Source organism: Alphaproteobacteria bacterium, from assembly GCA_016722515.1.
GTDB lineage: Bacteria > Pseudomonadota > Alphaproteobacteria > Rickettsiales > JADKJE01 > JADKJE01.
On record JADKJE010000005.1, the window covers coordinates 40667 to 65126 of the forward strand.

At 43.2% G+C, this 24460-nt stretch carries 18 protein-coding genes, 1 tRNA gene and 1 pseudogene; 14 read left to right on the forward strand and 6 right to left on the reverse strand.

The window, feature by feature from the left end; translation table 11 throughout:
* The first annotated feature begins 221 nt into the window (after positions 1 to 221).
* The 13 genes and pseudogenes from IPP74_11795 (at position 222) to rpoC (ending at position 15793) form a co-directional block, all read left to right on the forward strand.
* A complete protein-coding gene (locus IPP74_11795; GenBank protein ID MBL0319951.1) occupies positions 222 to 593 on the forward strand; it encodes a 30S ribosomal protein S12 in 372 nt (123 codons plus the stop codon).
* A 26-nt stretch (positions 594 to 619) separates the two neighbouring features.
* A complete protein-coding gene (gene rpsG / locus IPP74_11800) occupies positions 620 to 1090 on the forward strand; it encodes a 30S ribosomal protein S7 (protein MBL0319952.1) in 471 nt (156 codons plus the stop codon).
* 23 nt (positions 1091 to 1113) lie between these two features.
* Complete coding sequence (gene fusA, locus IPP74_11805) at positions 1114 to 3186, forward strand: elongation factor G (GenBank protein ID MBL0319953.1); 2073 nt, start codon at positions 1114 to 1116, stop codon at positions 3184 to 3186.
* Between the two features lie 17 nt (positions 3187 to 3203).
* On the forward strand, positions 3204 to 4379 hold the full coding sequence (gene tuf, locus IPP74_11810; GenBank protein ID MBL0319954.1) for an elongation factor Tu: 1176 nt from the start codon (positions 3204 to 3206) through the stop codon (positions 4377 to 4379).
* 24 nt (positions 4380 to 4403) lie between these two features.
* A tRNA-Trp gene (locus IPP74_11815) sits at positions 4404 to 4478 on the forward strand.
* Positions 4479 to 4494: 16 nt separating this feature from the next.
* The gene (secE, locus tag IPP74_11820; GenBank protein MBL0319955.1) at positions 4495 to 4698 is read left to right on the forward strand and encodes a preprotein translocase subunit SecE; all 204 of its coding nucleotides are present in this window, start codon (positions 4495 to 4497) and stop codon (positions 4696 to 4698) included.
* A 17-nt stretch (positions 4699 to 4715) separates the two neighbouring features.
* Positions 4716 to 5252 (forward strand): transcription termination/antitermination protein NusG, encoded by a 537-nt coding sequence (nusG, locus tag IPP74_11825; GenBank protein ID MBL0319956.1) that lies wholly within the window; start codon positions 4716 to 4718, stop codon positions 5250 to 5252.
* A gap of 42 nt (positions 5253 to 5294) precedes the next feature.
* A complete protein-coding gene (gene rplK / locus IPP74_11830) occupies positions 5295 to 5720 on the forward strand; it encodes a 50S ribosomal protein L11 (protein ID MBL0319957.1) in 426 nt (141 codons plus the stop codon).
* Positions 5721 to 5724: 4 nt separating this feature from the next.
* The gene (locus IPP74_11835; protein ID MBL0319958.1) at positions 5725 to 6435 is read left to right on the forward strand and encodes a 50S ribosomal protein L1; all 711 of its coding nucleotides are present in this window, start codon (positions 5725 to 5727) and stop codon (positions 6433 to 6435) included.
* A gap of 17 nt (positions 6436 to 6452) precedes the next feature.
* Positions 6453 to 6971 carry a 50S ribosomal protein L10 gene (gene rplJ / locus IPP74_11840; protein ID MBL0319959.1) on the forward strand — a complete coding sequence of 173 codons (519 nt, stop codon included), beginning with the start codon at positions 6453 to 6455 and terminating at the stop codon, positions 6969 to 6971.
* Positions 6972 to 7014: 43 nt separating this feature from the next.
* A complete protein-coding gene (rplL, locus tag IPP74_11845) occupies positions 7015 to 7386 on the forward strand; it encodes a 50S ribosomal protein L7/L12 (GenBank protein ID MBL0319960.1) in 372 nt (123 codons plus the stop codon).
* A 157-nt stretch (positions 7387 to 7543) separates the two neighbouring features.
* A pseudogene (gene rpoB / locus IPP74_11850) lies at positions 7544 to 11571 on the forward strand (DNA-directed RNA polymerase subunit beta).
* Between the two features lie 31 nt (positions 11572 to 11602).
* A complete protein-coding gene (gene rpoC / locus IPP74_11855; GenBank protein MBL0319961.1) occupies positions 11603 to 15793 on the forward strand; it encodes a DNA-directed RNA polymerase subunit beta' in 4191 nt (1396 codons plus the stop codon).
* 1458 nt (positions 15794 to 17251) lie between these two features.
* Here rpoC and IPP74_11860 read toward each other — a convergent pair.
* Positions 17252 to 17641: a hypothetical protein gene (locus IPP74_11860; GenBank protein ID MBL0319962.1), complete on the reverse strand. Its 390-nt coding sequence runs from the start codon at positions 17639 to 17641 to the stop codon at positions 17252 to 17254.
* 236 nt (positions 17642 to 17877) lie between these two features.
* Between IPP74_11860 and IPP74_11865 the strand changes: the two genes are divergently transcribed.
* Positions 17878 to 18969 (forward strand): hypothetical protein, encoded by a 1092-nt coding sequence (locus IPP74_11865; protein MBL0319963.1) that lies wholly within the window; start codon positions 17878 to 17880, stop codon positions 18967 to 18969.
* Positions 18970 to 19106: 137 nt separating this feature from the next.
* On the opposite strand, the gene IPP74_11870 is transcribed toward IPP74_11865, so the two are convergent.
* The 5 genes from IPP74_11870 to IPP74_11890 all read right to left on the reverse strand — a co-directional run bounded on the left by IPP74_11870 (position 19107) and on the right by IPP74_11890 (position 24460).
* On the reverse strand, positions 19107 to 19913 hold the full coding sequence (locus IPP74_11870; GenBank protein ID MBL0319964.1) for a DUF3108 domain-containing protein: 807 nt from the start codon (positions 19911 to 19913) through the stop codon (positions 19107 to 19109).
* Between the two features lie 13 nt (positions 19914 to 19926).
* Positions 19927 to 21393, reverse strand: coding sequence for a cell division protein FtsZ (gene ftsZ / locus IPP74_11875; protein MBL0319965.1), 1467 nt, complete (start codon positions 21391 to 21393; stop codon positions 19927 to 19929).
* Between the two features lie 92 nt (positions 21394 to 21485).
* The gene (gene ftsA, locus IPP74_11880; GenBank protein MBL0319966.1) at positions 21486 to 22724 is read right to left on the reverse strand and encodes a cell division protein FtsA; all 1239 of its coding nucleotides are present in this window, start codon (positions 22722 to 22724) and stop codon (positions 21486 to 21488) included.
* Between the two features lie 3 nt (positions 22725 to 22727).
* The gene (locus IPP74_11885; protein ID MBL0319967.1) at positions 22728 to 23567 is read right to left on the reverse strand and encodes an FtsQ-type POTRA domain-containing protein; all 840 of its coding nucleotides are present in this window, start codon (positions 23565 to 23567) and stop codon (positions 22728 to 22730) included.
* Positions 23558 to 24460: a D-alanine--D-alanine ligase gene (locus IPP74_11890; protein ID MBL0319968.1), complete on the reverse strand. Its 903-nt coding sequence runs from the start codon at positions 24458 to 24460 to the stop codon at positions 23558 to 23560. Before IPP74_11890 ends, IPP74_11885 begins: the two co-directional genes overlap by 10 nt.

A 24460-nucleotide genomic window follows, 5' to 3' on the forward strand; every position in this document is an offset into this window, starting at 1 on the left:
CCATATAGCGTTTTTAATAAAAAGAGATCCTACTTGTCCTGGCAAAAAAGATCAACCTGTCAATTAGCAAGAAGCGAATATGGGCGGATAATGGCCAGACAACAGGAGGGATAAGGACTTAATTTCTGATTTGATCAATTTCTACTTGACGAATAAATTTATGACAGGTAGTATCTCACACCCTTAGGTCTATATTGTTAATTTTTAACGGACAACAAACGATGCCTACAATAAATCAGCTGGTGCGCAAAGGCCGTACTCCAAAGCGTAAAGTCAATAAAGTTCCTGCCATGCAGGGCAATCCTCAAAAACGTGGTGTATGTGTACGTGTGTATACAACAACCCCGAAAAAACCTAACTCAGCTCTTCGTAAAGTAACACGTATGCGCTTGACCAATGGTTTTGAGGTCATTGCTTATATTCCAGGCGAAGGACACAATCTGCAAGAACACTCTGTCGCATTGATTCGCGGTGGACGTGTAAAAGACTTGCCGGGTGTGCGTTATCACGTTGTGCGTGGTGCCTTGGATACGCAAGGTGTTAAGGATCGTAAGAAAAGCCGTTCTAAATACGGTACTAAGAGACCTAAATAGATTGTTGAGATTAAAGAGGATATAACATGCCACGCAGAAGAGCCGCAACCCAGAGACAAATTAATCCAGATGCTAAATTCGGTAATGAAATTTTAGCAAAGTTCATCAATTGCCTGATGGAGCGCGGTAAAAAATCGGCTGCTGAAGCGATTGTTTATGGTGCTTTGGACATTGTCCATAAAAACACCAAACGCGATCCGCTTGAAGTGTTCTTAGAAGTTATTGAAACAGCAATCCCAAGCGTTGAAGTTCGTTCTCGCCGTGTTGGTGGTGCTACTTATCAGGTTCCTGTAGAGGTTCGCCGCGTTCGTGGTTTGGCTCTGTCCATCCGATGGATTATTCAGGCTGCTCGTAAGCGCCATGAAAAAACCATGGAAGAAAGACTTGCTGCTGAGATAATGGAAATTTTAAATGGCCGCGGTGGTGCATTAAAAGAAAAAGAGACCAAAGAGAAAATGGCTGCAGCAAATAAAGCATTCTCGCATTTCCGTTGGTAATATAAAGAGTATAAGGTAGCATTATGTCACGTACAACCCCACTTGAGCTTTACCGTAATATTGGTATCATGGCACACATCGATGCCGGTAAAACAACCACCACCGAGCGTGTTCTTTATTACACCGGTAAGTCGCACAAAATTGGTGAGGTGCACGAAGGCGCTACCGAAATGGACTGGATGGAACAAGAGCGTGAGCGTGGTATTACCATTACCTCTGCTGCTACCACTTGCTTCTGGAATAAACACCGTATTAACATTATTGATACTCCTGGACACGTTGACTTCACGATTGAAGTAGAGCGTTCGTTGCGTGTACTTGATGGAGCGGTTGCCGTATTTGACGGAGTAGCTGGAGTTGAGCCTCAATCTGAAACCGTATGGCGTCAGGCTGATAAATACGATGTACCACGTATGTGCTTCGTTAATAAACTTGACCGTACAGGTGCTGACTTCTTCCGTTGTGTCGACATGATCAAAGATCGTCTCGGTGCTAAATATGTTGTAACGCAATTGCCAATTGGTATTGAAGATACATTCGTTGGTGTGGTTGATCTGGTTACCATGAAAGCAATTGTCTGGAAAGACGAGTCGCTGGGTGCTGAGTTTGAATATCGTGACATTCCTGATGATCTTAAAGATCAGGCTGAACTCTATCATGCACAAATGATTGAAACGGCAGTTGAAGCAGATGATGAAATGCTTGAGGCCTATCTTTCTGGTACAACCTTGACTGTTGAACAGATCAAAAAATGTATCCGTAAGGGCACAATTGGTGGCTTGTTTGTTCCTGTTCTTTGTGGTTCAGCTTTCAAAAATAAAGGTGTTCAACCGTTGCTTGATGCGGTAGTTGATTATTTGCCTTCACCTTTAGATATTCCTCCTACGGAAGGACAAGATCATAAAGGTAATCCTTTGGTACGTAAAGTGTCTGATTCTGAACCATTCTCTGGTTTGGCGTTCAAAGTAATGACAGACCCATTTGTTGGAACATTGACATTCGTCCGTGTCTATTCGGGTATCCTGACCGCAGGTACGACTGTTATCAATTCAATCAAAGAAAACAAAGAACGTATTGGACGTATGTTGTTAATGCATGCGAACAACCGTGAAGATATTAAAGAAGCACGTACAGGTGATATCGTTGCCTTGGCTGGTTTGAAAAATACCACTACTGGTGATACACTGACTGATCCTGATAATGAGATTATTTTAGAGCGCATGATCTTCCCTGATCCGGTTATCGAAGTTGCTGTGGAGCCTAAAACCACGGCTGACCAGGAGAAAATGGGCATGGCTCTTTCTAAACTTGCCTCAGAAGATCCTTCTCTTCGTATTACGACCGATGAAGAAACAGGCCAAACCGTTCTGAAAGGAATGGGTGAGTTGCACCTGGAGATTATCATCGACCGGATGAAGCGTGAATTTAAAGTAGAGGCTAATATCGGTGCACCTCAGGTTGCTTACCGTGAGACCATTACCCAGAAATGCGATGTTAACTACACCCACAAGAAACAATCAGGTGGAGCTGGACAGTTCGCTAAGATTGAACTTGTGTTTGAACCGCTTGAGCCTGGTTCTGGTTTTGTGTTCGAAAGTAAGGTTGTTGGAGGAAGTGTTCCTAAAGAATATATTCCTGGAGTTGAAAAAGGACTTGAAATGGTCAGAGAATCTGGCATTATTGCCGGCTATCCGATGATTGATTTCAAAGCAACGCTTGTTGATGGTGGTTACCACGATGTCGATTCAAGCGTGCTTGCGTTCGAGATTGCTGCAAAACAGGCATTCCGTGAATATATTCACAAAGCGAAGCCTAAATTGCTTGAGCCAATTATGAAGATAGAAATCATTACCCCTGATGACTACATGGGTGATGTAATCGGTGACTTGAATAGTCGCCGTGGACAAGTAAATGGTATGGAACAACGTGGTAACGCTCAAGTTATCAAAGGTTTTGTACCGCTTGCGTCGATGTTTGGTTATGTGAATAATTTACGTTCACTCAGCCAGGGACGTGCGCAATACTCGATGGAATTTGCACATTATGCGCAGGTTCCTCAACAGGTTGAGGATCAAATTAAGGCAAACGCAGCTTAAATTTAGGAGGATGACTTATGGCTAAGGAAAAATTTGTACGTAATAAACCGCACTGTAACGTTGGAACTATTGGTCACGTTGACCATGGTAAGACAACATTGACAGCTGCTATTGCAAACGTATTGGGTACTAAAATTCAATTCGATCAAATCGATAAAGCCCCAGAAGAAAAAGAGCGTGGTATTACGATTAACGCTTCACACGTTGAGTATGAAACAGCGAATCGCCACTATGCACACGTTGATTGCCCAGGACACGCAGACTATGTGAAAAACATGATTACCGGTGCTGCGCAAATGGATGGAGCAATCCTGGTTGTGAGCGCAACCGATGGTCCAATGCCACAGACGCGTGAGCACATTTTGCTTGCACGTCAGGTGGGTGTACCTGCGATTGTGGTATTCTTAAATAAAGTTGATCAGGTTGATGACGCTGAGTTGTTAGACCTGGTTGAAATGGAAGTTCGTGAATTGCTTAGCAAGTACGATTTCCCTGGAGATGATATTCCTATTATCCGTGGTTCTGCATTGAGTGCACTTGAAGGTAAAAACCCTGAGATTGGCGCTGATGCAGTGAGAAAATTGATGGATGCTGTTGATAGCTATATCCCAATGCCACAACGTCCATTGGACAAACCATTCTTGATGCCAATTGAAGATGTGTTCTCTATCTCCGGTCGTGGAACCGTAGTAACGGGTCGTATCGAGACTGGTGTTGTGAAAGTGGGTGAAGAGATCGAGATCGTTGGTATTAAAGATACGCAAAAAACCACCTGTACAGGTGTTGAGATGTTCCGTAAGCTGCTTGACCAAGGTGAAGCTGGTGATAACGTGGGTATCTTGTTGCGTGGAACCAAACGTGAAGATGTTGAGCGTGGTCAAGTTCTGGCTAAACCAGGAACGATCAAACCTCACCGTAAGTTTAAAGCGGAAGTATACGTATTGAAGAAAGAAGAAGGCGGTCGCCATACTCCATTCTTCAATGATTATCGTCCGCAATTCTATTTCCGTACTACCGACGTTACCGGGTCAGTTAAACTGCCTGAAGGTAAAGAGATGGTAATGCCTGGAGATAACGTGACTGTTGAAATTGAATTGATTCACCCTATCGCGATGGAAGAAGGCTTGCGCTTCGCTATCCGTGAAGGTGGTCGTACTGTTGGTGCTGGTGTCGTTCACGATATCCAGGACTAATTTCTAAGTCATGGTGAAGGTGCTAGGAGCGTAGCTCAATGGTAGAGTACCGGTCTCCAAAACCGGGGGTTATGGGTTCGAGTCCCCTCGCTCCTGCCAATTTATGGATAAGAACATGAGTGATACAAAGATTAAGACGTCTCCTTTTGCTTTTATTCGGCAGGTTCGGCAAGAAGTGTCTAAAATAACCTGGCCAACCAGGAAGGAAACTGTGACCAGTGCTGTGATGGTATTGGTTATCGTTTTTATTGCTGGAGCATTTTTTATGTTGGTTGATTTTGTAATTGTTAAGGCTGTTCAGGCCTTTTTAGGATTGTGAAGAGAATGAGTGGTAACATGGAAGAAGCTAAGTGGTATATTGTCCACGCTTATTCTGGTTTTGAGAGTAAGGTGGCTCAGGCAATTCGTGAGAAGGCCGCGCAGGAAAATCTCTCTGACCTTATTTGCGACGTCATCGTCCCAACAGAGGAAGTGGTTGAGGTTAAACGCGGAAAAAAACAGAACACTAAGCGTAAGTTTTTGCCAGGTTATATTCTGGTAAAGATGGTCCTTAATGATACAACTTGGCACTTTGTTAAAAACGTGCCAAAAGTTACGGGTTTCCTGGGTGGAAAAGGCAAGCCTTATCCAGTTCCGGATTCTCAGGTCCAGTCTATTCTGCGTCAAGTAGAGGAAGGGATTGCTAATCCGCGTCATACACGTGCGTTTGATGTGGGCGAAAGTGTCAAAGTTACCGATGGTCCTTTTGAGTCGTTTATTGGTGTGGTTGAAGAAGTCGATTCTGAGAAAAATCGCGTGAAAGTAGCTGTTTCTATCTTTGGAAGGGCTACTCCAGTTGAATTAGAGTTTGACCAAGTCGAAAAATTAGATTAAAAAGATTGATCTTGCAAAAAGTGAGTTAAGTGAGTTAGAGATATGGCAAAGTTAAAAACGATTAAACTTCAGATTGTGGCTGGTAAAGCAAATCCTTCACCTCCTGTAGGCCCCGCGCTTGGACAGGCTGGCGTTAACATTATGGCTTTTTGTAAGCAATTCAACGCTGACACATCTGGTGAAGAAGCTGGTACCATTGTTCCTGTTATCATCCGTGTTAACGCAAAAAAGGAATTTACCATTGAATACAGGAAGCCTCCTGTTTCTTGGTACATCAAGAAAGTTACTAAATTGGCTAAAGGTTCAGGTGATCCTGGCAAAAAATCAGTTGGTACCATTACGAAAACGCAGTGTAAAGAAATTGCTGAGTTGAAAATGGTGGACTTGAATGCCGCAAGTATCGAAGCAGCAGCCAGAATGGTTGAAGGTTCGGCTCGTTCAATGGGTATTAAGGTAGTTGAAGGTTAGTCATATGACAAAAGCAGGAAAACGTATTCGCAAATTTCGTGATCAGGTTCCTACCGGAATCTCTCCTATTAACGACGCGATTAAATCGGTTGTTGAAGCTGGAAAATCAACCAAATTTGATCAAACGATCGATGTTGCAATCGTGTTAAACATCGATATCAAAAAAGACAATATCCGTGGCATGTGTGATTTACCGCATGGTACAGGAAAAACCATTAAATTGGCTGTTTTTGCTGAAGGCGCACAAGCTGAGCAAGCAAAAAAGGCTGGAGCTGACTTCGTAAGTGAAGATATCGGCGTTGATGAGTTGATTGCTAAAATCCGTGATGGTGAAGTTAATGTGGATCTATGCATTGCTACTCCACAGATTATGGCCAAATTGGGTAAGGCAAATGCTGGTAAAGTCCTCGGACCTAAAGGTTTGATGCCAAATCCTAAATTAGGTACCGTAACGGAAGATGTTGCTAAAGCGGTTGATAAAGCTAAAAAAGGTCAGGTGGAATTCCGTAATGAAAAGGCGGGAATCGTCCATGCTGGTATTGGTAAGGCAAGTTTTTCTTCTGCTCAGATTAAAGAGAATCTGGAAGCGCTTGTGAATGCTATACAGCAAGCTCGACCTTCAGGGATTAAAGGTGCTTATATTCGCCGTATCTATATTGGTTCTACGATGGGACCATCTATAGAGTTCGATGTTAATGAATTACAAGCTGCATAGTTAGTAGGAGTTGAGTTGTGGTAGATCGTTTAAAAAAATCACAAGTCGTTGAGAGTCTGGGAACAGTGTTTTCCAGTAACGAATGTGTAGTAGTCTGTAAGATTAATGCACTCAACGCAGAAGATGTCACGAAGCTTCGTACCCAGGCGCGTAGCCTTGGTGCTGGTTTTGTTGTCACCAAAAACACCCTTGTTCGCATAGCCTTAAATGGATCACGTTTTGAAAATATTCGTGATTTATTCCAAGGGCAGACAGCGATTGCCTATTCTGATGACCCTGTTGCGGCGGCTAAGTTAGTAACTCAGTTCGCTAAGGGTAATGAGGATAAGCTGCAAGTGGTGGGTGCTGGCTTGGGAGTGCATCGTTATGATGCTGCTCAAGTAAAAGCGCTTGCTTCATTGCCATCACTCGATGAGTTGAGGGCTAGGTTGCTCGCAGTTATCAATACTCCAGCTACACGTATTGCTGGTGTGTTGCAGGCACCTGCTGGTCAATTGGCCAGGGTTTTCTCTGCCTATGCGAAAAAGGGCGAGTAATTTTAGGGTTAAACTTTAGATAATTAAGTATAAGGTAATTGAAATGGCAAACTTACAGAATTTGGTTGAAGAATTGTCAACTTTAAGTGTTATTGAAGCTGCAGAGCTTTCAAAGTTGTTAGAAGATAAATGGGGTGTTAGTGCTGCTGCTCCAGTTGCCGTAGCTGCTGTTGCTGCTCCTGCAAATGAGGCGGCTGTTGCTAAAACTGAGTTTGATGTAGTCTTGACTGCTGCCGGTGGAAATAAAATTGGCGTAATTAAAGCGGTTCGTGAGATTACAGGACTTGGTTTGACAGAAGCGAAAGCTCTTGTTGAAGCTGCCCCTAAAGCAGTGAAAGAAGCTGCTGGTAAAGACGAAGCCGAAAAAATTAAGCAAGCATTAGAAGCTGCTGGAGCTACTGTCGAACTTAAGTAGTTTCCAAACGCTATATCTGTGTGGGCGTACATGTTTATGTGCGCCCATTCTGGCTTGTCCAAAGCCTAAACGTGCTTTAAATAATTCATAGCGGAGTATTCCTGTGCCTGGCATCCTAGCTCGTAAAAATCTTGGTAGAAATGAAGAAATTGCACCTATGCCTAACCTCATTGAGGTTCAACGCATATCATATAACGATTTCTTGCAAATGGATGCAGATCCTGAAAAGCGGAAAAATCAAGGCCTTGAGGCCGTTTTGCGCTCTGTTTTCCCAATAGATGATTTTTCTGGGACTTCCACACTTGAATATATAAAATATTCTTTCGACGAACCTAAATATGATGAAGAAGAGTGCCGTCAACGTGGTAGCACATTTTCTGCACCATTGCGTGTTACGCTGCGTCTTATCGTCTGGCTTATCGATGAAGATACAGGTTCTAAAGAAATTAAAAGCATTAAAGAGCAGGATGTCTATTTTGGTGATATCCCTTTAATGACTCACAATGGTACATTTATCATTAATGGTACAGAAAGGGTTGTTGTATCACAGATGCATCGTTCTCCTGGTGTATTTTTTGATCATGACCAAGGTAAAGTGCATAGTTCTGGTAAGTTCCTGTATCAGGTTAGGGTGATCCCATACCGTGGATCATGGCTTGATATTGAATTTGATGCAAAGGATTTGATTTACTTCCGTATTGACCGTCGTCGTAAGTTGTATTTAACCAGTTTATTGCGCGCTATTGGTCTTGATACCCAAGATATTCTTGATCGTTTTTATAAAAAGATGTCCTATACCAAGGTTTCTGGTGGTTGGAAAGTTCCTTTCGTGCCTGAGCGCCTTAGAGGTTCCAAGCTGGAAAATGACTTGGTTGATGCAAAGACCAAAAAAGTGTTGGCTACAGCAGGAACTAAACTTACACCACGTATGTGTAAAAAATTGGCTGAAGAAGGGCTTAAGGAACATATTATTCCAACGGACTCCATTAAAGGAAGTTTTTCTGCCAGTGATATCGTAAATGAAGCTACGTCTGAAGTCATCATTAAGGCCGGCGAAGAGTTTACATCTTCTGTCCTGGTTCACTTGGAAGATGCCAACATCAGTAAATTTGACGTACTGTTAATTGATTACGTCAATGTGGGTCCTTATATTAGAAACACTCTGATTGTTGATAGGAATTTAACCCGTGATGACGCGTTGATTGATATTTATAAAGTGATGCGTCCTGGCGAGCCACCTACACCTGAGGCTGCTCAAGCTTTATTTACCAGTTTGTTCTTTGACGCAGAGCGTTATGATCTTTCCGATGTCGGTCGTGTTAAAATGAACGCACGTCTTGATTTGTCGGTTGAAGATAGCGTTCGCGTGCTGACAAAAGAAGATATTTTACGTATTATCGAGATTCTCGTGCATCTAAAAGATGGTAGCGGTGATATTGATGATATCGACCACTTAGGTAACCGTCGTGTACGTTCGGTTGGTGAGTTGATGGAAAATCAATTCCGTATTGGTCTGTTGAGAATGGAGCGTGCTATCCTTGAGCGTATGAATGCAGTTGATATTGATACTGTTATGCCTCATGATTTGATTAACGCTAAATTGTTGCTGGCAGTTATCCGTGAGTTTTTCGGATCGTCGCAATTGTCTCAGTTTATGGATCAAACAAATCCTTTGTCGGAAGTAACCCATAAGCGTCGTTTATCAGCCCTTGGACCTGGTGGTTTGACGCGTGAACGTGCAGGATTTGAAGTCCGTGACGTACATACGACTCACTATGGACGTATTTGTCCAATTGAAACGCCAGAGGGCCAAATATCGGTTTGATTAACAGCTTGGCTACCTATGCCCGCGTCAATAAATATGGATTTATTGAGAGTCCATATCGTCGCGTAGTCAGTGGTAAAATCACAAGCGAAGTGGTTTATCTTTCTGCGATTGAAGAAGATAAATATGCGGTTGCCCAAGCAAATGCGGTTACGGATAAAGATGGCAAGTTGATTGATGAGTTTGTCAGCTGTCGTTGCCGTGGTGACTTTGTGATGATTCCACCGGAAGAAGTTGATTTTATCGACGTCTCTCCAAAACAGATCGTGTCCGTTGCTGCTTCATTGATTCCGTTCCTTGAAAACGATGATGCGAACCGAGCTCTAATGGGATCGAACATGCAACGCCAAGCCGTACCACTTATCAAGGCTGATTCGCCATTGGTAGGTACTGGTATTGAAGGTGTTGTTGCCAGTGATTCGGGTGTAACTGTGGTGGCGCGCCGTGATGGTGTGGTTAACCAAGTTGATGCTACACGTATCGTGATCCGTGCCAATGAAGGAACAGAAGAGGGTGCTACAGGGGTAGATATTTATAATCTCTTGAAGTTCCAACGTTCTAACCAAGATACCTGCATTAACCAACGTCCACTTGTTTCTGTTGGTGATAAAGTTCGTAAAGGGCAGATCATTGCTGATGGTCCAAGCACAGATAGTGGTGAATTGGCATTAGGCAGAAACGTATTAGTGGCATTCATGCCATGGAATGGTTATAACTTTGAAGATTCTATTCTGATTTCGGAACGTCTTGTAAAAGATGACGTATTCACGTCCATTCATATCGAAGAATTTGAATGCGTTGCCCGTGATACGCGCTTAGGCCCTGAAGATATCACCCGTGACATCCCTAATGTCAGTGAAGAAAATATGCGTCACCTTGATGAAGTCGGTGTGGTGCATGTGGGAGCTGAAGTGAAAGCTGGTGACATTCTTGTTGGTAAAGTGACTCCGAAGAGTGAATCACCGATGACTCCAGAAGAAAAACTTCTGCGTGCTATTTTTGGTGAAAAAGCGTCGGATGTGCGTGATACGTCATTACGTTTACCTCCTGGTGTTACAGGAACGGTTGTTGAAGTCCGTGTGTTTTCACGTCGTGGTATCGATAAAGACGAGCGTGCATTAGCTCTTGAGCGTTCTGAAATTGAACGTTTAGCGAAAGATCGTGATGATGAGCTTATGATCATCGAAGAGGATGTGTATGGAAACTTGAGAAAGGTTCTAACTGGCCAAAAAGCGACAAACGGACCTAAAGGTTTCAAAAAAGATTCCGAAGTAACAGAACAGATTTTAGCTCAATATGCGTTGAAAGATTGGTGGGAATTTGCTGTAAAAGACGAAGCTATAACAGCTCGTATTGAACAGTTAAAACAACAGCTTGAATCAACCAGACAACGTTTAGAGCGTCGTTTTGCTAACAAAGTTGAGAAAGTCCAAAGTGGTGATGATTTACCACAGGGTGCTTTGAAAGTGATTAAAGTATTCGTTGCGTTGAAACATAAGCTTCAGCCTGGTGATAAAATGGCTGGTCGTCACGGAAACAAAGGGGTTATCTCTAAAATCGTTCCCGTTGAAGACATGCCATATTTAGAAGATGGAACCTCGGTTGATATCGTTCTTAATCCACTGGGTGTACCTTCGCGGATGAACGTGGGACAAATCCTGGAAACGCACTTAGGGTGGGCATCTGCCGGCTTAGGTAAACAGATTTCTGCGATTGTCGATCGTATGGGAACGGGTAAAACTATTAAGGATGTTCGTACTAGGTTGCTTGAAATTTACTCGGAGCCGAGTGAGAAGAAAGCACTCGAGTCGATGAAAGACAGTGAGGTCCTTGATTTTGCACAACGTCTACGCCGTGGGGTGCCATTTGCAACACCGGTGTTTGATGGTGTCCGTGAAAAAGATATCGTACGTTTATTGCAAGATGCTGGTCTGGACACATCTGGACAGGTGACCCTTCATGATGGTCGTACCGGTGAAAAATTTGATCGTGACGTAACCGTTGGCTATATCTATATGCTGAAACTGCATCACTTGGTTGATGACAAGATTCACGCACGTTCAATTGGGCCATACAGTCTTGTAACGCAACAACCTTTGGGTGGTAAGTCGCACTTTGGTGGTCAGCGTTTTGGAGAGATGGAGTGCTGGGCGCTGCAAGCGTACGGTGCTGCTTATTCACTCCAGGAGATGTTAACGGTGAAATCCGATGATGTAACAGGCCGTATTAAAATTTACGAGTCGATCATCCGCGGAGATCATAGTTTTGAATCAGGTATACCTGAATCGTTCCACGTAATGGTGAAGGAATTAAGATCCCTTTGCTTACGAGTGGAATTGAAACAAGATATCGACGAATAGTATTATCGAAAGTAATGGGTAGGAGAAGACGATGGCTGTATCAGGAACCCTTGATTTTTTTGGGCAAGTTGGCGGTGGACAATTATTCGATATTATCGAAATTGGCATAGCTAGCCCGAGTGAAATTCGCCGTATCTCATACGGAGAAGTAAAAAATCCGGAGACGGTAAATTATCGTACTTTGAAGCCCGAGAAAGATGGGCTTTTCTGTTCACGTATTTTTGGACCGGTGAAAGACTATGAGTGCTTGTGCGGTAAATATAAACGCATGAAGTACCGTGGCATTATCTGTGAAAAATGCGGTGTTGAAGTCACAACGTCTAAAGTACGTCGTGAACGCATGGGACATATTGAACTGGCCGCGCCTGTTGCGCATATCTGGTTCTTAAAGTCACTGCCGTCTCGTATTGGTGTATTGCTTGATATTGCCTTGAAAGATTTAGAACGTGTTCTTTATTTTGAAAATCATATCGTCACTGATCCTGGACTCTCTGCTTTTTCAAGAGGCCAGATCCTTACGGAAGATCAATATCTGAAAGCGATGGAAGATTTTGGCGAAGGTGCATTTACAGCCATGATCGGTGCAGAAGCCGTTCAAGCCTTACTTAAAGAAATGGAATTGGATAGTTTGAAAAAGACCATTCGTTCTGAATTGGTTGATTGTGTTTCTGAAGCGAAAAAGAAGAAACTTATTAAGCGTTTGAAAGTCGTTGAAGATTTCCTTGATTCTGGCAACCGCCCTGAGTGGATGGTGCTTGAAGTATTACCGGTTATTCCTCCTGATTTACGTCCTCTGGTGATGTTAGATGGTGGTCGTTTTGCTACCTCGGACTTAAACGAGTTATATCGTCGTGTTATTAATCGTAATAATCGTTTGAAGCGCCTCCAAGAACTTTATGCACCTGATATCATTATCCGTAACGAAAAAAGGATGCTTCAGGAAGCCGTTGACGCCTTGTTTGATAATGGACGTCGTGGTCGTGTTCTGAAAAACAGCAATAAGCGCCCGTTCAAATCATTGAGCGATATGTTGAAAGGTAAACAGGGTCGTTTCCGTCAGAATCTTTTGGGTAAACGTGTCGACTATTCTGGTCGTTCGGTTATCGTCGTTGGTCCTGAACTTCGCCTGCATCAATGTGGTTTGCCTAAGAAAATGGCGCTTGAATTATTCAAGCCATTTATTTATGCCAAACTTGAAATGTATGGTTTGTCCAATACGCTGAAAACAGCTAAGCGCATGGTTGAAACCGAACGTACTGAGGTATGGGATATTTTGGAAGAAGTTATCCGCGAGCATCCGGTTCTTTTAAACCGTGCTCCCACTCTCCACCGTTTGGGTATTCAGGCGTTTGAACCTAAATTGATTGAGGGAAAAGCAATTCAGCTGCATCCACTTGTTTGCGCGGCGTTCAATGCCGACTTCGATGGTGACCAGATGGCTGTACACGTTCCTTTGTCAATCGAAGCACAGCTTGAAGCGCGTGTTTTAATGATGTCTTCTAATAACATCTTAAGCCCTTCAAATGGTAAGCCAATTATCGTACCGAGCCAGGACATTGTCCTTGGTTTATATTACCTTAGCCTTGAGGTTCCTGGTGTGGCTGGTGAGGGCATGGTGTTTAGAGATATTGCAGAAATGCAGCATGGTATCGACACTAAAGCTGTAACGATACACAGCAAGATTAAGATTCGTCGCAGTGTTAAAAACGATCAAGGCGAAATCATTGAAACATTGGTTGAAACAACACCTGGTCGTATTTTGATTGGTGAGTTACTGCCATTTAACGTCAATTTGCCATTCAGCATTGTGAACCGTATTTTAACCAAAAAGGATATTTCGAATCTGATCGATTCGGTCTATCGTCACTGTGGTCCAAAACGTTCGGTTATTTTTGCCGATCATCTGATGGAACTTGGTTTCCGTTCAGCTGCGCGTTCGGGTATTTCGTTTGGTAAAGACGACATGGTGGTTCCGCCAACTAAATGGGATCATATCAACCACACCGATCAAGAAGTTCAGCAATATGAACGCCAGTACGCCGATGGATTGATCACTTCAGGTGAGAAATACAACAAAGTGGTGGATGCTTGGTCTCAATGTACGGACCGTGTTGCTGAAGACATGATGAAATATATTTCGGGTCAGTTGAAAGATGTGAATGCGGTGGTCAAAACAGGACAACAAGCCATTAACTCTATTTACATGATGGCGCACTCGGGCGCTAGGGGTTCTGCAACGCAGATTAAACAGCTTGCTGGTATGCGTGGATTGATGGCGAAACCATCGGGCGAAATTATCCCTACTCCGATTATTTCGAACTTCAAAGAAGGTCTAACCGTACTTGAGTACTTTAATTCAACCCACGGAGCTCGTAAAGGTCTTGCGGATACGGCGCTTAAAACAGCTAACTCAGGTTATCTAACTCGTCGTCTGGTTGATGTGGCTCAAGACAGTATCGTTGGTGAAGAAGATTGTGGAACCGATCGCGGCATTATTTTGCAACCGATTATTGAAGGTGGTGAGTTGGTGGTACGTCTGTCTGAGAAAATTCTTGGACGTACGTCGGCTAATGATATTTTCAACCCAATTACCAATGAGATCATTGTTCCTGCTAATGGTTTGATCGTTGAGGAAGCCGTTGAGAAAATCGAAGCTGCCGGTGTTAACGAAGTGAAAGTTCGCTCCGCATTAACCTGCGAATCGAAAGTCGGTATTTGTGCCAAATGTTACGGACGTGACCTGGCGACTGGTGAAGAAGTCGCTGTGGGTGAAGCCGTTGGTGTTATTGCTGCTCAGTCTATCGGAGAGCCTGGAACACAGTTGACCATGCGTACGTTCCACATTGGTGGGGCTGCTACGAAGGGAGCTGAGGTATCGAGTGTTGAAGCTTCGGCCGACGGCGTGATTCGTATAACCAACCGCAATATTGTGGCTAACAGCTCCGGCGTGAACATCGTTATGAGCCGTAATATGGAAGTTATTTTGACCGACAGCAAAGGGAATACCCGTGCTATCCACAAAATTCCATATGGTGCTAAATTATATGTTGATGATGACTTCAATGTTAAAATCGGCGAGCGTATTGCTGACTGGGATCCGTATACGATTCCTATTATCACGGAGCGTTCGGGTATTGTTGCCTATCGTGATTTGGTGGATGGTATTACTCTGCGTGAAGCCGTTGATGAAACAACTGGTATTGCCAGCAAAATGATCATTGACTGGAAACAGCAAAGCCGTGGTGCCGATTTGCGTCCTCGTGTTGTACTGGTTGATGAAAAAGGCAATATTCTGAATCTCTCCAATAGCCTGGAAGCGCGTTACTTCCTACCGGTTAATGCGATTTTGAGTGTAGAAGACCATGCTAATGTCCATGCGGGAGATATTATCGCCCGTATCCCGCGTGAATCATCTAAAACAAGGGATATTACCGGAGGTCTTCCACGTGTAGCCGAGTTGTTTGAAGCACGTAAGCCTAAAGATCACGCCATCATCAGTGAAGTTGAAGGTGTTGTTCATTTTGGTAAAGACTATAAGTCTAAACGTCGTATTATCATTCAACCAGCTGACAGCAATGTTGAGCCTGTTGAATATTTGATTCCAAAAGGTAAGCACGTTACCGTGAATGAAGGTGACTACGTGAAACGTGGTGATTTGTTGATGGATGGTAACCCGGTACCACATGATATCTTGAAAGTCATGGGTGTGGAAGCGCTTGCCCGTTATATGGTCAATGAGATTCAGCAAGTATATCGTCTGCAAGGTGTGAAAATCGATGATAAACACATCGAAGTGATCCTGACCCAGATGTTGCAGAAAGTCGAAATCATTGATCCAGGTGAAACCACCTTCTTGAGTGGTGAACAAGCCGATCGTGAAGAGCTCAACGAAGCGAATCTGAAAGCTGAAAATGAAGGATATAAACCAGCCAGGGCTATTCCAGTACTGCTAGGTATTACCAAAGCTTCATTACAGACCAGGTCGTTTATTTCTGCTGCTTCATTCCAAGAAACAACCCGTGTCTTGACAGAAGCTGCTGTAGCTGGAAAACGAGACCATCTGAGAGGCCTGAAAGAAAACGTCATCGTGGGACGTTTGATTCCTGCCGGTACTGGATTCTTTATGAACCGTGTCCACCGTGCTGCTTCTAAGCGTGATAAGGAATTGTTGGATCAGCAAGTTGCTAATGAAGATACGAATAAAGACGAAGCTGCTGCTTAGTTGAAATTTAGTCATGTAAAGGAGGCCTCTTTTTAAACAGAGGCCTCCTTTTTTGCATCTCCCCCCCCCACAACACACTGGTGTGCAATAAGAACTTCATATAAATGAATGTAGTCCTTCAGGTTTCTGACTGTGACACTAAAAATAAATTGAGACATAAAAATAGCCTGATAACGAATGTACTCATTTCTCACAAGCGCCTTGCAGCGATGTGCCATTATGTAAATCACATGCTGACATTCACCTCACCCTCTCTGAGTTGACGGCATGGTTGCATAGGCGCGGTTTTCCTACAAGCAACACGAAAAAAGGGTACCCCACTCAAGGCTGCTCCTGCGGCACAGCAGGATTTAAGGGAGGCATCCGACCATGGTCACAACATTCAGTTGCCGGTGGATAAAACATGGGGGAAGATAAGCCACTTTTTTGCGAGCGCATCACAACCTGTAAGGAGCACTCAATGTGTTAATGATGCAGTTAATTACTTATAAAGCGATTAATAGTGTGTTTATGTCCTTGTATTTTAAACAGTCACCTGCTTATTACCCAATAATGTGGTGTGACCAAGGGGCAGCAGAAACATATGGTAGCAGCTCACTATCGTCTCGCTTATAGAGCTCTTATCGCAATCTCATTGAGCGATGTTGGAAGGTGATGAATGAGCTGTCATCAATAATCCTTTTTTAGATGATGTCACTTGGAAACAAATAGTTCAACGTTTTTTTTGGGGGGGGGATCGTATCAAAGATAATGTTTGCGTAGTTTATAATAAATTTTTGGTTTCAATGGGTTCTATAATGTGTTTATTTATAAATTATTATTTAGTTCAATAATAGTGTAACAAAAAATGTGTATAGTTCTTTAGTTGTCAATTATATTGTGTATAGTCATGTCAAAATCTTCGTCAAATAACTCTGATATTCCGAATAATAAGAAAGAGAAAATAGAATTAGAGCAAGAGCAACAGCCACATTCAAGTTTGAAGTGCAAACCTCTGACATTTTTTTAGGAATGCCTCATTAGGAGTTATCCAATTGAGTTTTTTGCGTGGTGTTAGGTTATAGTTATCAATGGTTTCATTGAAATCCTCCTTGTTGTATGTGTGAATGTTTGTTTTCTGGGTAAGTCTCTTCGCAGTCTTCCATTGGTATTCTCGACGCCGCCCTTTTGCCATGATGCATATGGGTCGCAGAAGAAGGTTTTGATGTCCAGTGCTGTACCCCATAACTGGTGACGGGTAAATTCACCCATTATCCAAAGTCAACGACTTGCGTGCTTTTGAGGTATTTTGGTTAGCAGGTTAAGTTGACTGCGTTTGCAACGTCATCAGCCTTTTTACTGGGCAATTGCTTGCTGAGGGTAAACATGGTCTGTCTTTCCCTGAGAACCAGAATATGTTGAGAACCCTTACAGAAGCTCATCAAATCCCCTTCCCAGTGACCAAATGTTGTCCGCTTATCATCGTGCTGGGCCGTTGATGGAAGAGACTCTGTTTGGTATACGTGAAGCACCAGCGCCTTTAGATTTCCTTAGTCCTCGCTTTGCTTTTATGCCGCGGAAGGAATCCAGATTTTCTCTTTTCGTCTGGAACCCTGATAAATCCAGTGGTAGATCGTTTCGTGACAAAATGGATTTAGCTCGAGTTTGACCATGCTTAAGATGACCGGCGATTTGCTCAGGTGTCCAGAAATGGTTCTGCATGTTCCATAACAAATTCCTGGAGCTTGATATCCTTGTCGAGTCGCGCTTGGCGGCAACGGCGGCCAGCTGCCAGGCGATGTGCCGTATCCGGCCAATATTGACCTGGCGGTGCTTCATTGCGCTTTTAGCTCCCGATAAACGGTACACACTGGACGGCCGATCGCTGAAGCAATCTGGCCTGCTAGCAGGCCAGATTGTTTTCAGCTGAGATATCTTTACTCTTCTTCATAACTTCAAATGGTTATATCTTTTCATACGCAACATCTTTTTGATTATCTGTTTTGACAACAAACATCATAAGGTGTTGCACTTCATTTTAGAACAGGCCACATATTAATATTTTTGAAAAAAATGAATGTATTTGTAGCGATAATAAGAAGGAAATGCTGATTTCTTATATCATTTTACGCTATAGATTTGGGTATAATCACGATAATGCTCTCCAAAGACTGGGAAATTTTACAGGTGACGAGATCTATGCATTAAGCCTGGGATTCTCACCTGCTGCCTTTGAGGATAAAACGAGAAGCCATGTTTTCATTATGCCGTTATTAATGAAACATTGCTCTCGCTTTAGATCGCCTGATTTTGTACAAAGAAGAGAGCACTTATGTGCGGCTATTAAAGAAACCACTGAGCATGGAGGGGAATCCAATCCAGAGGTTAACATTATTTCAATTTCAAAGGACGTTGTAAATGTCGCTTTCCCATCTAATTCTATAGAACTATTTAACGAAGAGGCAAATCAACTCCATGAGCTATACTTCAAGAGTGTTATGTCCCATGAACCTATAGAAATGCAACGCAGTAAGCCATCCCGACTAAACCAGAAAAAGATGATTGTCATGAGGGAAATTTCATTCTCATCATCGGTATTACCGGTATTGCCGATTGAGAGTGTGCAATCAAGTAAACGGAATGTGAACGACATAAAACGCAGTTCCAGAGAGGACTTGATGTGTTATGCCATTTTGCGATATCGGTTTAATTATGAGTCTGAACAGGCAAAGATTAGGGTAACTAAATTAACCATAGACCAGAAATATGCTTTATGCTGCGGATTTTCACCAGAGGTTTTTGAAATTAACGCTAGCAATTCTTGCATGACCTTAGCCCACTTATATAAAAATCCTCCAAGACACAGTAAGCCTTCTTTTCCAGATAAAATCAAATCAATGAACGATGCTATTGTTGAAAAAGCCCAAGAGCCTACTCTTATTGAAGGTACCCAATACCGTGACCTATCTGTTCCTCTTACCGTTTGTTCTGTTTCAAGGAGGCATGCTAAAAGTTTATTTCAATCTTCAAAGGAAACCAACAAAGAGGTAAGGTCACTCGAAAAGGCTTACTTTTCTGAAGAAACGGTGAAAGAGATCCAGAGCTGGAGAGAAAAGCTTGCAAGTCAAAAGAATCCTTTATCAGGTTCTGTACAACCAAAAATATGCTCATCTCTTGTGCCGGTTTCCCGGACGTGAATGAGACCAAAGGAAGATATTTTTATAGACTATCTGGCCTCTATCATGGAAAATAAGGAGGTGGGCGGCCTGCTCTTTTTAGGTTTAACGGAGGGGCTTTGTTTAAGCAATGATTGAACAATGGCCTTTATATAAAGTTACTTATATTCACATTCTGTACGTGTATGGCATACGTTGCTCAAGGTTGCGGTAATCGTTCCCATGCCAAGTTGGCCTTGAAATTTAATGGGAAGTGTTTGTTCGTCATCGGTTAAATAGACGTCAATTTCAGGACGCTCATTTTCATCATTCTTCCATTCTTTCTTGGTGTAACCTTCTAAGAGTTGCCGTGTAAAATGGACATGAATAACACGGAAATCCTGATGATTAACCGAAATGTTTTTTCTGCCAATAATCGTAAATTGATATTCAGCCAGTCTTCTTGCGTCATAAACCGGTATTTTAAAGTTGTTATGGGTTGGGTCCTTGCGGTACTCAAGGACATGGCGGTGGACTTCTAGTGACGCAAAAAGCGGATTAAACATGGTTTTACGGCTAGAGTTTACTTCTGGTCGTTTAACGCGCTTATCTGCTGGGATAACCTCTTCATGCTTTACTCCCCCCTGGTGGTCATAATCAATATGGATTGATTTTTCTTTATTACGCAAGGTTGATTCCGTACGAAATTGTATCGGCATAAGCCGACCATCCTTGGTATACGTTGTTTCAAGTGTGGAATGGCTGTGATGGTTGAGCAATATATCGACAATGCCGGCAGACTCAACGGCGAGGAACATGTTAAATCCTCCCTTCCGTGGCATTAACTCACCCAGCATATAGCCAGCCTTCATGGTCTGCCATTGGACTTGGTAGCGATAAACCGTATGAGGAAGATAGTCTGCTTGAGCTCGGGTATAACACCCCAAGCTCACAGCAATGAAAAGAGCTAGTATTCGTCTTAGCAAAGCAAAACCGCCTTTAGTTTTTGTTGCGGCGAAGGAATGCAGGAATATCGAAAACATCATCGGGAATTTTGCGCTCCTCAGGTGCCGCACCAACGGTCTCCAATTGACGCTGCCCGTGTTTATCGTCCTCTGGACGATGCTTAGGCGATCTAGAAAACAGGCTAAGTCCACGTGGGGTTTCTTGGTCCTCCTGGTCTTCCTGATCGGTTTCTGTAGTCTCATGATGATCGACAGCCTCAGGCTTAATTGCCGAATTAAATACATTGGTTTGTGGTCTGCGAATCTGTGGGGTCGCTGTCGGAGGGGCGGCTTCCGCAGGACGAGGGGGGATGTATGATTGTTGTTCCTTTTGTGGTGTAAATCCCGCTTTTTCTGCATTGAAAACAGATGGATCAATACGTTGGTCGCTTTTTTCAGGAGCCGGTTGAGGCTGCGTTTGATGGTGTGTTTGATGGTGCTCTACTTTGGCAAAACTTGGTTTATGTAACGGAAGCCCTCCCGGTTGACCAACACGGGTATCAATGCCAGTTGCAACGACAGATACGCGAATTTTTCCATCAAGCTGTTCATTGAAGGCAGATCCGAAAATAATATTAGCTTCAGGGTCAACTTCCTGACGTATACGATTGGCTGCTTCATCGACTTCAAAGAGAGTCATGTCACCACCGCCGGTAATATTGATTAACACGCCACGAGCACCCTGCATGGAGGTATTATCCAGTAAGGGATTGGAAATGGCAGCTTCCGCTGCTTTGATGGCGCGGTTTTCGCCTTCTGCCTCGCCGGTTCCCATCATGGCATTACCCATTTCGCCCATAACAGCGCGTACGTCAGCAAAATCCAGGTTAATGAGTCCTGGCATTAACATCAAATCGGTGATGCTGCGAACGCCAGAATGAAGAACCGAGTCGGCCATTCTAAACGCATCAGCGAACGTGGTTTTTTCGTTAGCAATCCTAAACAGATTTTGGTTAGGAATCACAATCAGGGTATCGACATATTTGTGAAGTTCTTCTAAGCCAAGTTCTGCAATCTTCATGCGGTGAGAGCCTTCAAAATGGAAAGGCTTAGTCACAACGGCAACGGTAAGTGCGCCTTGCTCTCTGGCAAGACGTGCAATGACAGGAGCCGCACCTGTGCCGGTTCCACCGCCCATCCCGGCCGTAATGAACACCATGTTGCACTCCTGCAGATAGGCACAGATTTCTTCCGAGACTTCTTCCGCAGCGCCCCTGCCAATTTCAGGTGAAGAACCTGCTCCAAGACCTTTGGTGATATTGGGGCCTAATTGAATTTTATTTTGAGCCATTGAGTTTTCGATAGCCTGCGCATCGGTATTGGTCACAACAAAATCGATTCCGTCCAGATTAGAAGTAATCATGTTATTAACAGCATTACCTCCAGCTCCTCCTACTCCGAAAACGATAATACGCGGTTTAAGCAGGGAACTCTCAGGTAAAAATAAATTCAGTTCACTCATGTGTGACTCCATCATTCAAAAAAATCAGATACATATATGTACTAGTTTATCACCGATTTATACGATTAGTACAACCAAAAAAAATAGTTCACTTAAAAATTTTCTTTTACCCATTTGAAAGCCCGTGGAAGAAAGTTTTTGACCGATAACTTAGGTGATGACTCATTATCAAAAGGATTAATAACCCCTTTTTGTTTTGCAAACATTAACATCCCAACCGGTGTCGAGAAAGCTGGGCCTTTGGTGCTTTCAGCAACGCCAGGAAGCTGTTTAGGAGACGCAATGCGCACTTGTTTTCCCATAATATGTGATGAAAGTTCTTTGATGCTGGGAAGCTGGCTGGCCCCACCGGTGAGAACGATACGTTGATTGGCATATTCCTCAAGCCCCTTTTCCTTTAACGTATCATTGATCATTTCAATGATTTCTTCTAGCCGAGGGCGGATAATGGCAATCAGTTCAGAGCGTTTGATGGAATGAAATTCTTCTTCGCCGACAATCTGGATATCAAGCTGCTCTTTATCATCAGCTGCTGTAGCGATAGCGTTACCATGCAGAATCTTTAATCGTTCTGCTGAGGCAAGTGACGTTGACAGGCAAGAGGCAATATCGCTGGTTACGTGATAGCCGCCAATAGGGATTGAATGGGTGTAAACGATGTTGTTATTCTTAAAAATAGCAATGGATGTGGTTTGCCCCCCCATGTCAACCAGGGTAACTCCAAGGCGCTTTTCATCATCGGTTAAGCAAGCAAGCCCGGAGGCATAAGGAGATGCAACATAATCATCTACATTAAGCTGGCATCGTGCCAGGCAGTTGCTGAGGTTAAACATCAAGGAAGAAGAAATACTCACAATATGAATATCGACCCCCAGTATTTTGCCATACATACCCACAGGATCCTGTATGCCGTATGTGCCATCAATGCTGTAATCGATAGGGATACAATGAATCACTTCGTAACTGTCCCGGTCAAATTTGGTATAGCCGTTGGCAAGTACTCGGTTAATATCGCGGCTATTGATCTCGTTACCAGAAACATTCACTTCTGCATGGATAATATCCGATCGTAATGTTTCGCCTGAAATATTGACAATGACATGTTCGACGGTTTCGCCTGCCATTTTTTCAGCATCCGCCAAGGCAGCTAAGATTGAATTCTCGGCGTGTTTGATATCGGTCACTACACTGCCACGGATACCTTGTGAAATTTGATGGCCGATGCCAATAATTTCAGGATCGTGCATCGGGTTCAAACGTGCAATAAAACATACGATTTTATTGGAACCAATATCAATGACTGTAATAATTCCATTTTTTGGCTTAACCATTCCTTAGCCTGCCTCCTCAGCATTTTGAATCTGTTGTGTCTTAGGACGAATGCGAATATATAATTTGCCTGGGATACGTAAGTCAACACTTGTTACAGGATGTTTATCAAGTTTTTGATGATAGTAAATATCAATGAGACGTCGCCACGATTCCTCGACATTCGCTTCGGGTAATTTTACTTCTATTCCATTGGTTAAACGAATATTCCATCGACGATTAGAAACCCAGATTGCCGAATGAACCATCGCACTAAATGTTGGATCAATGGATAAAAGAGAAAATAATTCTGAAGCATGTTTAGGCGCATCTTCACCCACTAACATCAATAAATCAGCATACGCATCAATATTGGGTTCAGGGATAATATCACCTTTTTTGTCTACTAGAATAAGTTTTTGTTGGTGCTGCCAAACGGCCATAGGCGTACGTTCCGTAATATGGACATGCAATGTATGCGGGAATTGCCGTTCAATGGTTGCATGATCAACCCAATAAAAATGTTCAATCTCGGACTGGATGTCTTTAAGTGATAAGCTAAGTAAAGGGGAACCTTTGGGGGTGTTAATAATTTTATGGATTGTTTGTGGTTTAATATGATGTAGGCCATCTACATAGATATGCTGCAATGTAAGCCCCATCGCTTGCGAGACAATCGATTGTTGGTGCCCCATATATCTAGCAAATGAAGCAAACGTACCTTTGTGCCAAAGGTAAAAACCAGTTACGGATAAGAGACTGATAACAAGGACATCAAGCATTAACGCTATTTTCCACGCGTTGGCTTTGGTGCGGCGGGATTTATAGTTCTTAGCTTTTGCATCCTGAGCTTTGCTTAATCGCATCGCGCCTCCTTGACTAAGCGATCCACGATGGCATGATAACTCATTTTGCAGTGTTTGGCGATATCTGGTACGAGCGATGTCGGTGTCATGCCCGGATGTGTATTTAATTCAAGGAAATAAAATTTTCCTTTGCTTCCGGTGTTATCATAGCGAATGTCGGCTCGGCTGACACCACGACAACCTAACGTACGGTGCATGAGTAACGTTAGCTCTTTGATGGATTCGAGATCTTCGGGCACAATACGTGCAGGAAAAATATGATCGGATCCACCCGGTGCATATTTAGATTCAAAATTATAAAAACCAAGATTGGGTTGAATTTCCATGACACCCAATGCTTCATCGCCAAGGATGGCGGATGTTAATTCGATTCCTGGAATATATGGTTCAACCATATAGGTGTCGGATAGGTCTAATTGTTGCTTCGTTAATTGACGCTGACTTTTTTCTAATAAAACAAAGACGCCGTTGCTGGAGCCTTCGTTGGTTGGTTTGATGACACAGGGAACGTCCATAAAATTGTTATTAAGAATATCTTCTTTCGTGCGGATTTCATGAGCAGGGAAGGGAATGCCAAGCGGCTCACATATCCGTTTGGTTAATAATTTATCCATCGCAATAGCGGAGGCCTGCACGCCAGAATGAGTGTACGGAATATTCATAATATTCAATAATCCAGGCAAACATCCATCCTCACCATAGGTCCCATGAAGCGCATTAAAAACCACATCAGGTTTTAAGTTAGCTAGCTGAACGGCAACATCTCGCCCCATATCGATTTCGGATACGTTATAGTTTAATTCCCTTAACGCATTGGCAATTCCGGTTCCGCTTACCAACGATACTTCGCGTTCGGAAGAAAGCCCACCTTTCACAACGGCCACATGGATCAT

What these genes read in the sequence shown, in the direction of transcription:
- ftsA (MBL0319966.1), bottom strand. Translation starts at nt 22,724, where the DNA reads ATGGTTAAGCCAAAAAATGGAATTATTACAGTCATTGATATTGGTTCC.
- rpoC (MBL0319961.1), top strand. Translation starts at nt 11,603, where the DNA reads ATGGCTGTATCAGGAACCCTTGATTTTTTTGGGCAAGTTGGCGGTGGA.
- rplK (MBL0319957.1), top strand. Translation starts at nt 5,295, where the DNA reads ATGGCAAAGTTAAAAACGATTAAACTTCAGATTGTGGCTGGTAAAGCA.
- IPP74_11890 (MBL0319968.1), bottom strand. Translation starts at nt 24,460, where the DNA reads ATGATCCATGTGGCCGTTGTGAAAGGTGGGCTTTCTTCCGAACGCGAA.
- IPP74_11865 (MBL0319963.1), top strand. Translation starts at nt 17,878, where the DNA reads ATGCTGATTTCTTATATCATTTTACGCTATAGATTTGGGTATAATCAC.
- tuf (MBL0319954.1), top strand. Translation starts at nt 3,204, where the DNA reads ATGGCTAAGGAAAAATTTGTACGTAATAAACCGCACTGTAACGTTGGA.
- nusG (MBL0319956.1), top strand. Translation starts at nt 4,716, where the DNA reads ATGGAAGAAGCTAAGTGGTATATTGTCCACGCTTATTCTGGTTTTGAG.
- IPP74_11795 (MBL0319951.1), top strand. Translation starts at nt 222, where the DNA reads ATGCCTACAATAAATCAGCTGGTGCGCAAAGGCCGTACTCCAAAGCGT.
- rplL (MBL0319960.1), top strand. Translation starts at nt 7,015, where the DNA reads ATGGCAAACTTACAGAATTTGGTTGAAGAATTGTCAACTTTAAGTGTT.
- rpsG (MBL0319952.1), top strand. Translation starts at nt 620, where the DNA reads ATGCCACGCAGAAGAGCCGCAACCCAGAGACAAATTAATCCAGATGCT.
- IPP74_11885 (MBL0319967.1), bottom strand. Translation starts at nt 23,567, where the DNA reads ATGCGATTAAGCAAAGCTCAGGATGCAAAAGCTAAGAACTATAAATCC.
- fusA (MBL0319953.1), top strand. Translation starts at nt 1,114, where the DNA reads ATGTCACGTACAACCCCACTTGAGCTTTACCGTAATATTGGTATCATG.
- ftsZ (MBL0319965.1), bottom strand. Translation starts at nt 21,393, where the DNA reads ATGAGTGAACTGAATTTATTTTTACCTGAGAGTTCCCTGCTTAAACCG.
- IPP74_11835 (MBL0319958.1), top strand. Translation starts at nt 5,725, where the DNA reads ATGACAAAAGCAGGAAAACGTATTCGCAAATTTCGTGATCAGGTTCCT.
- secE (MBL0319955.1), top strand. Translation starts at nt 4,495, where the DNA reads ATGAGTGATACAAAGATTAAGACGTCTCCTTTTGCTTTTATTCGGCAG.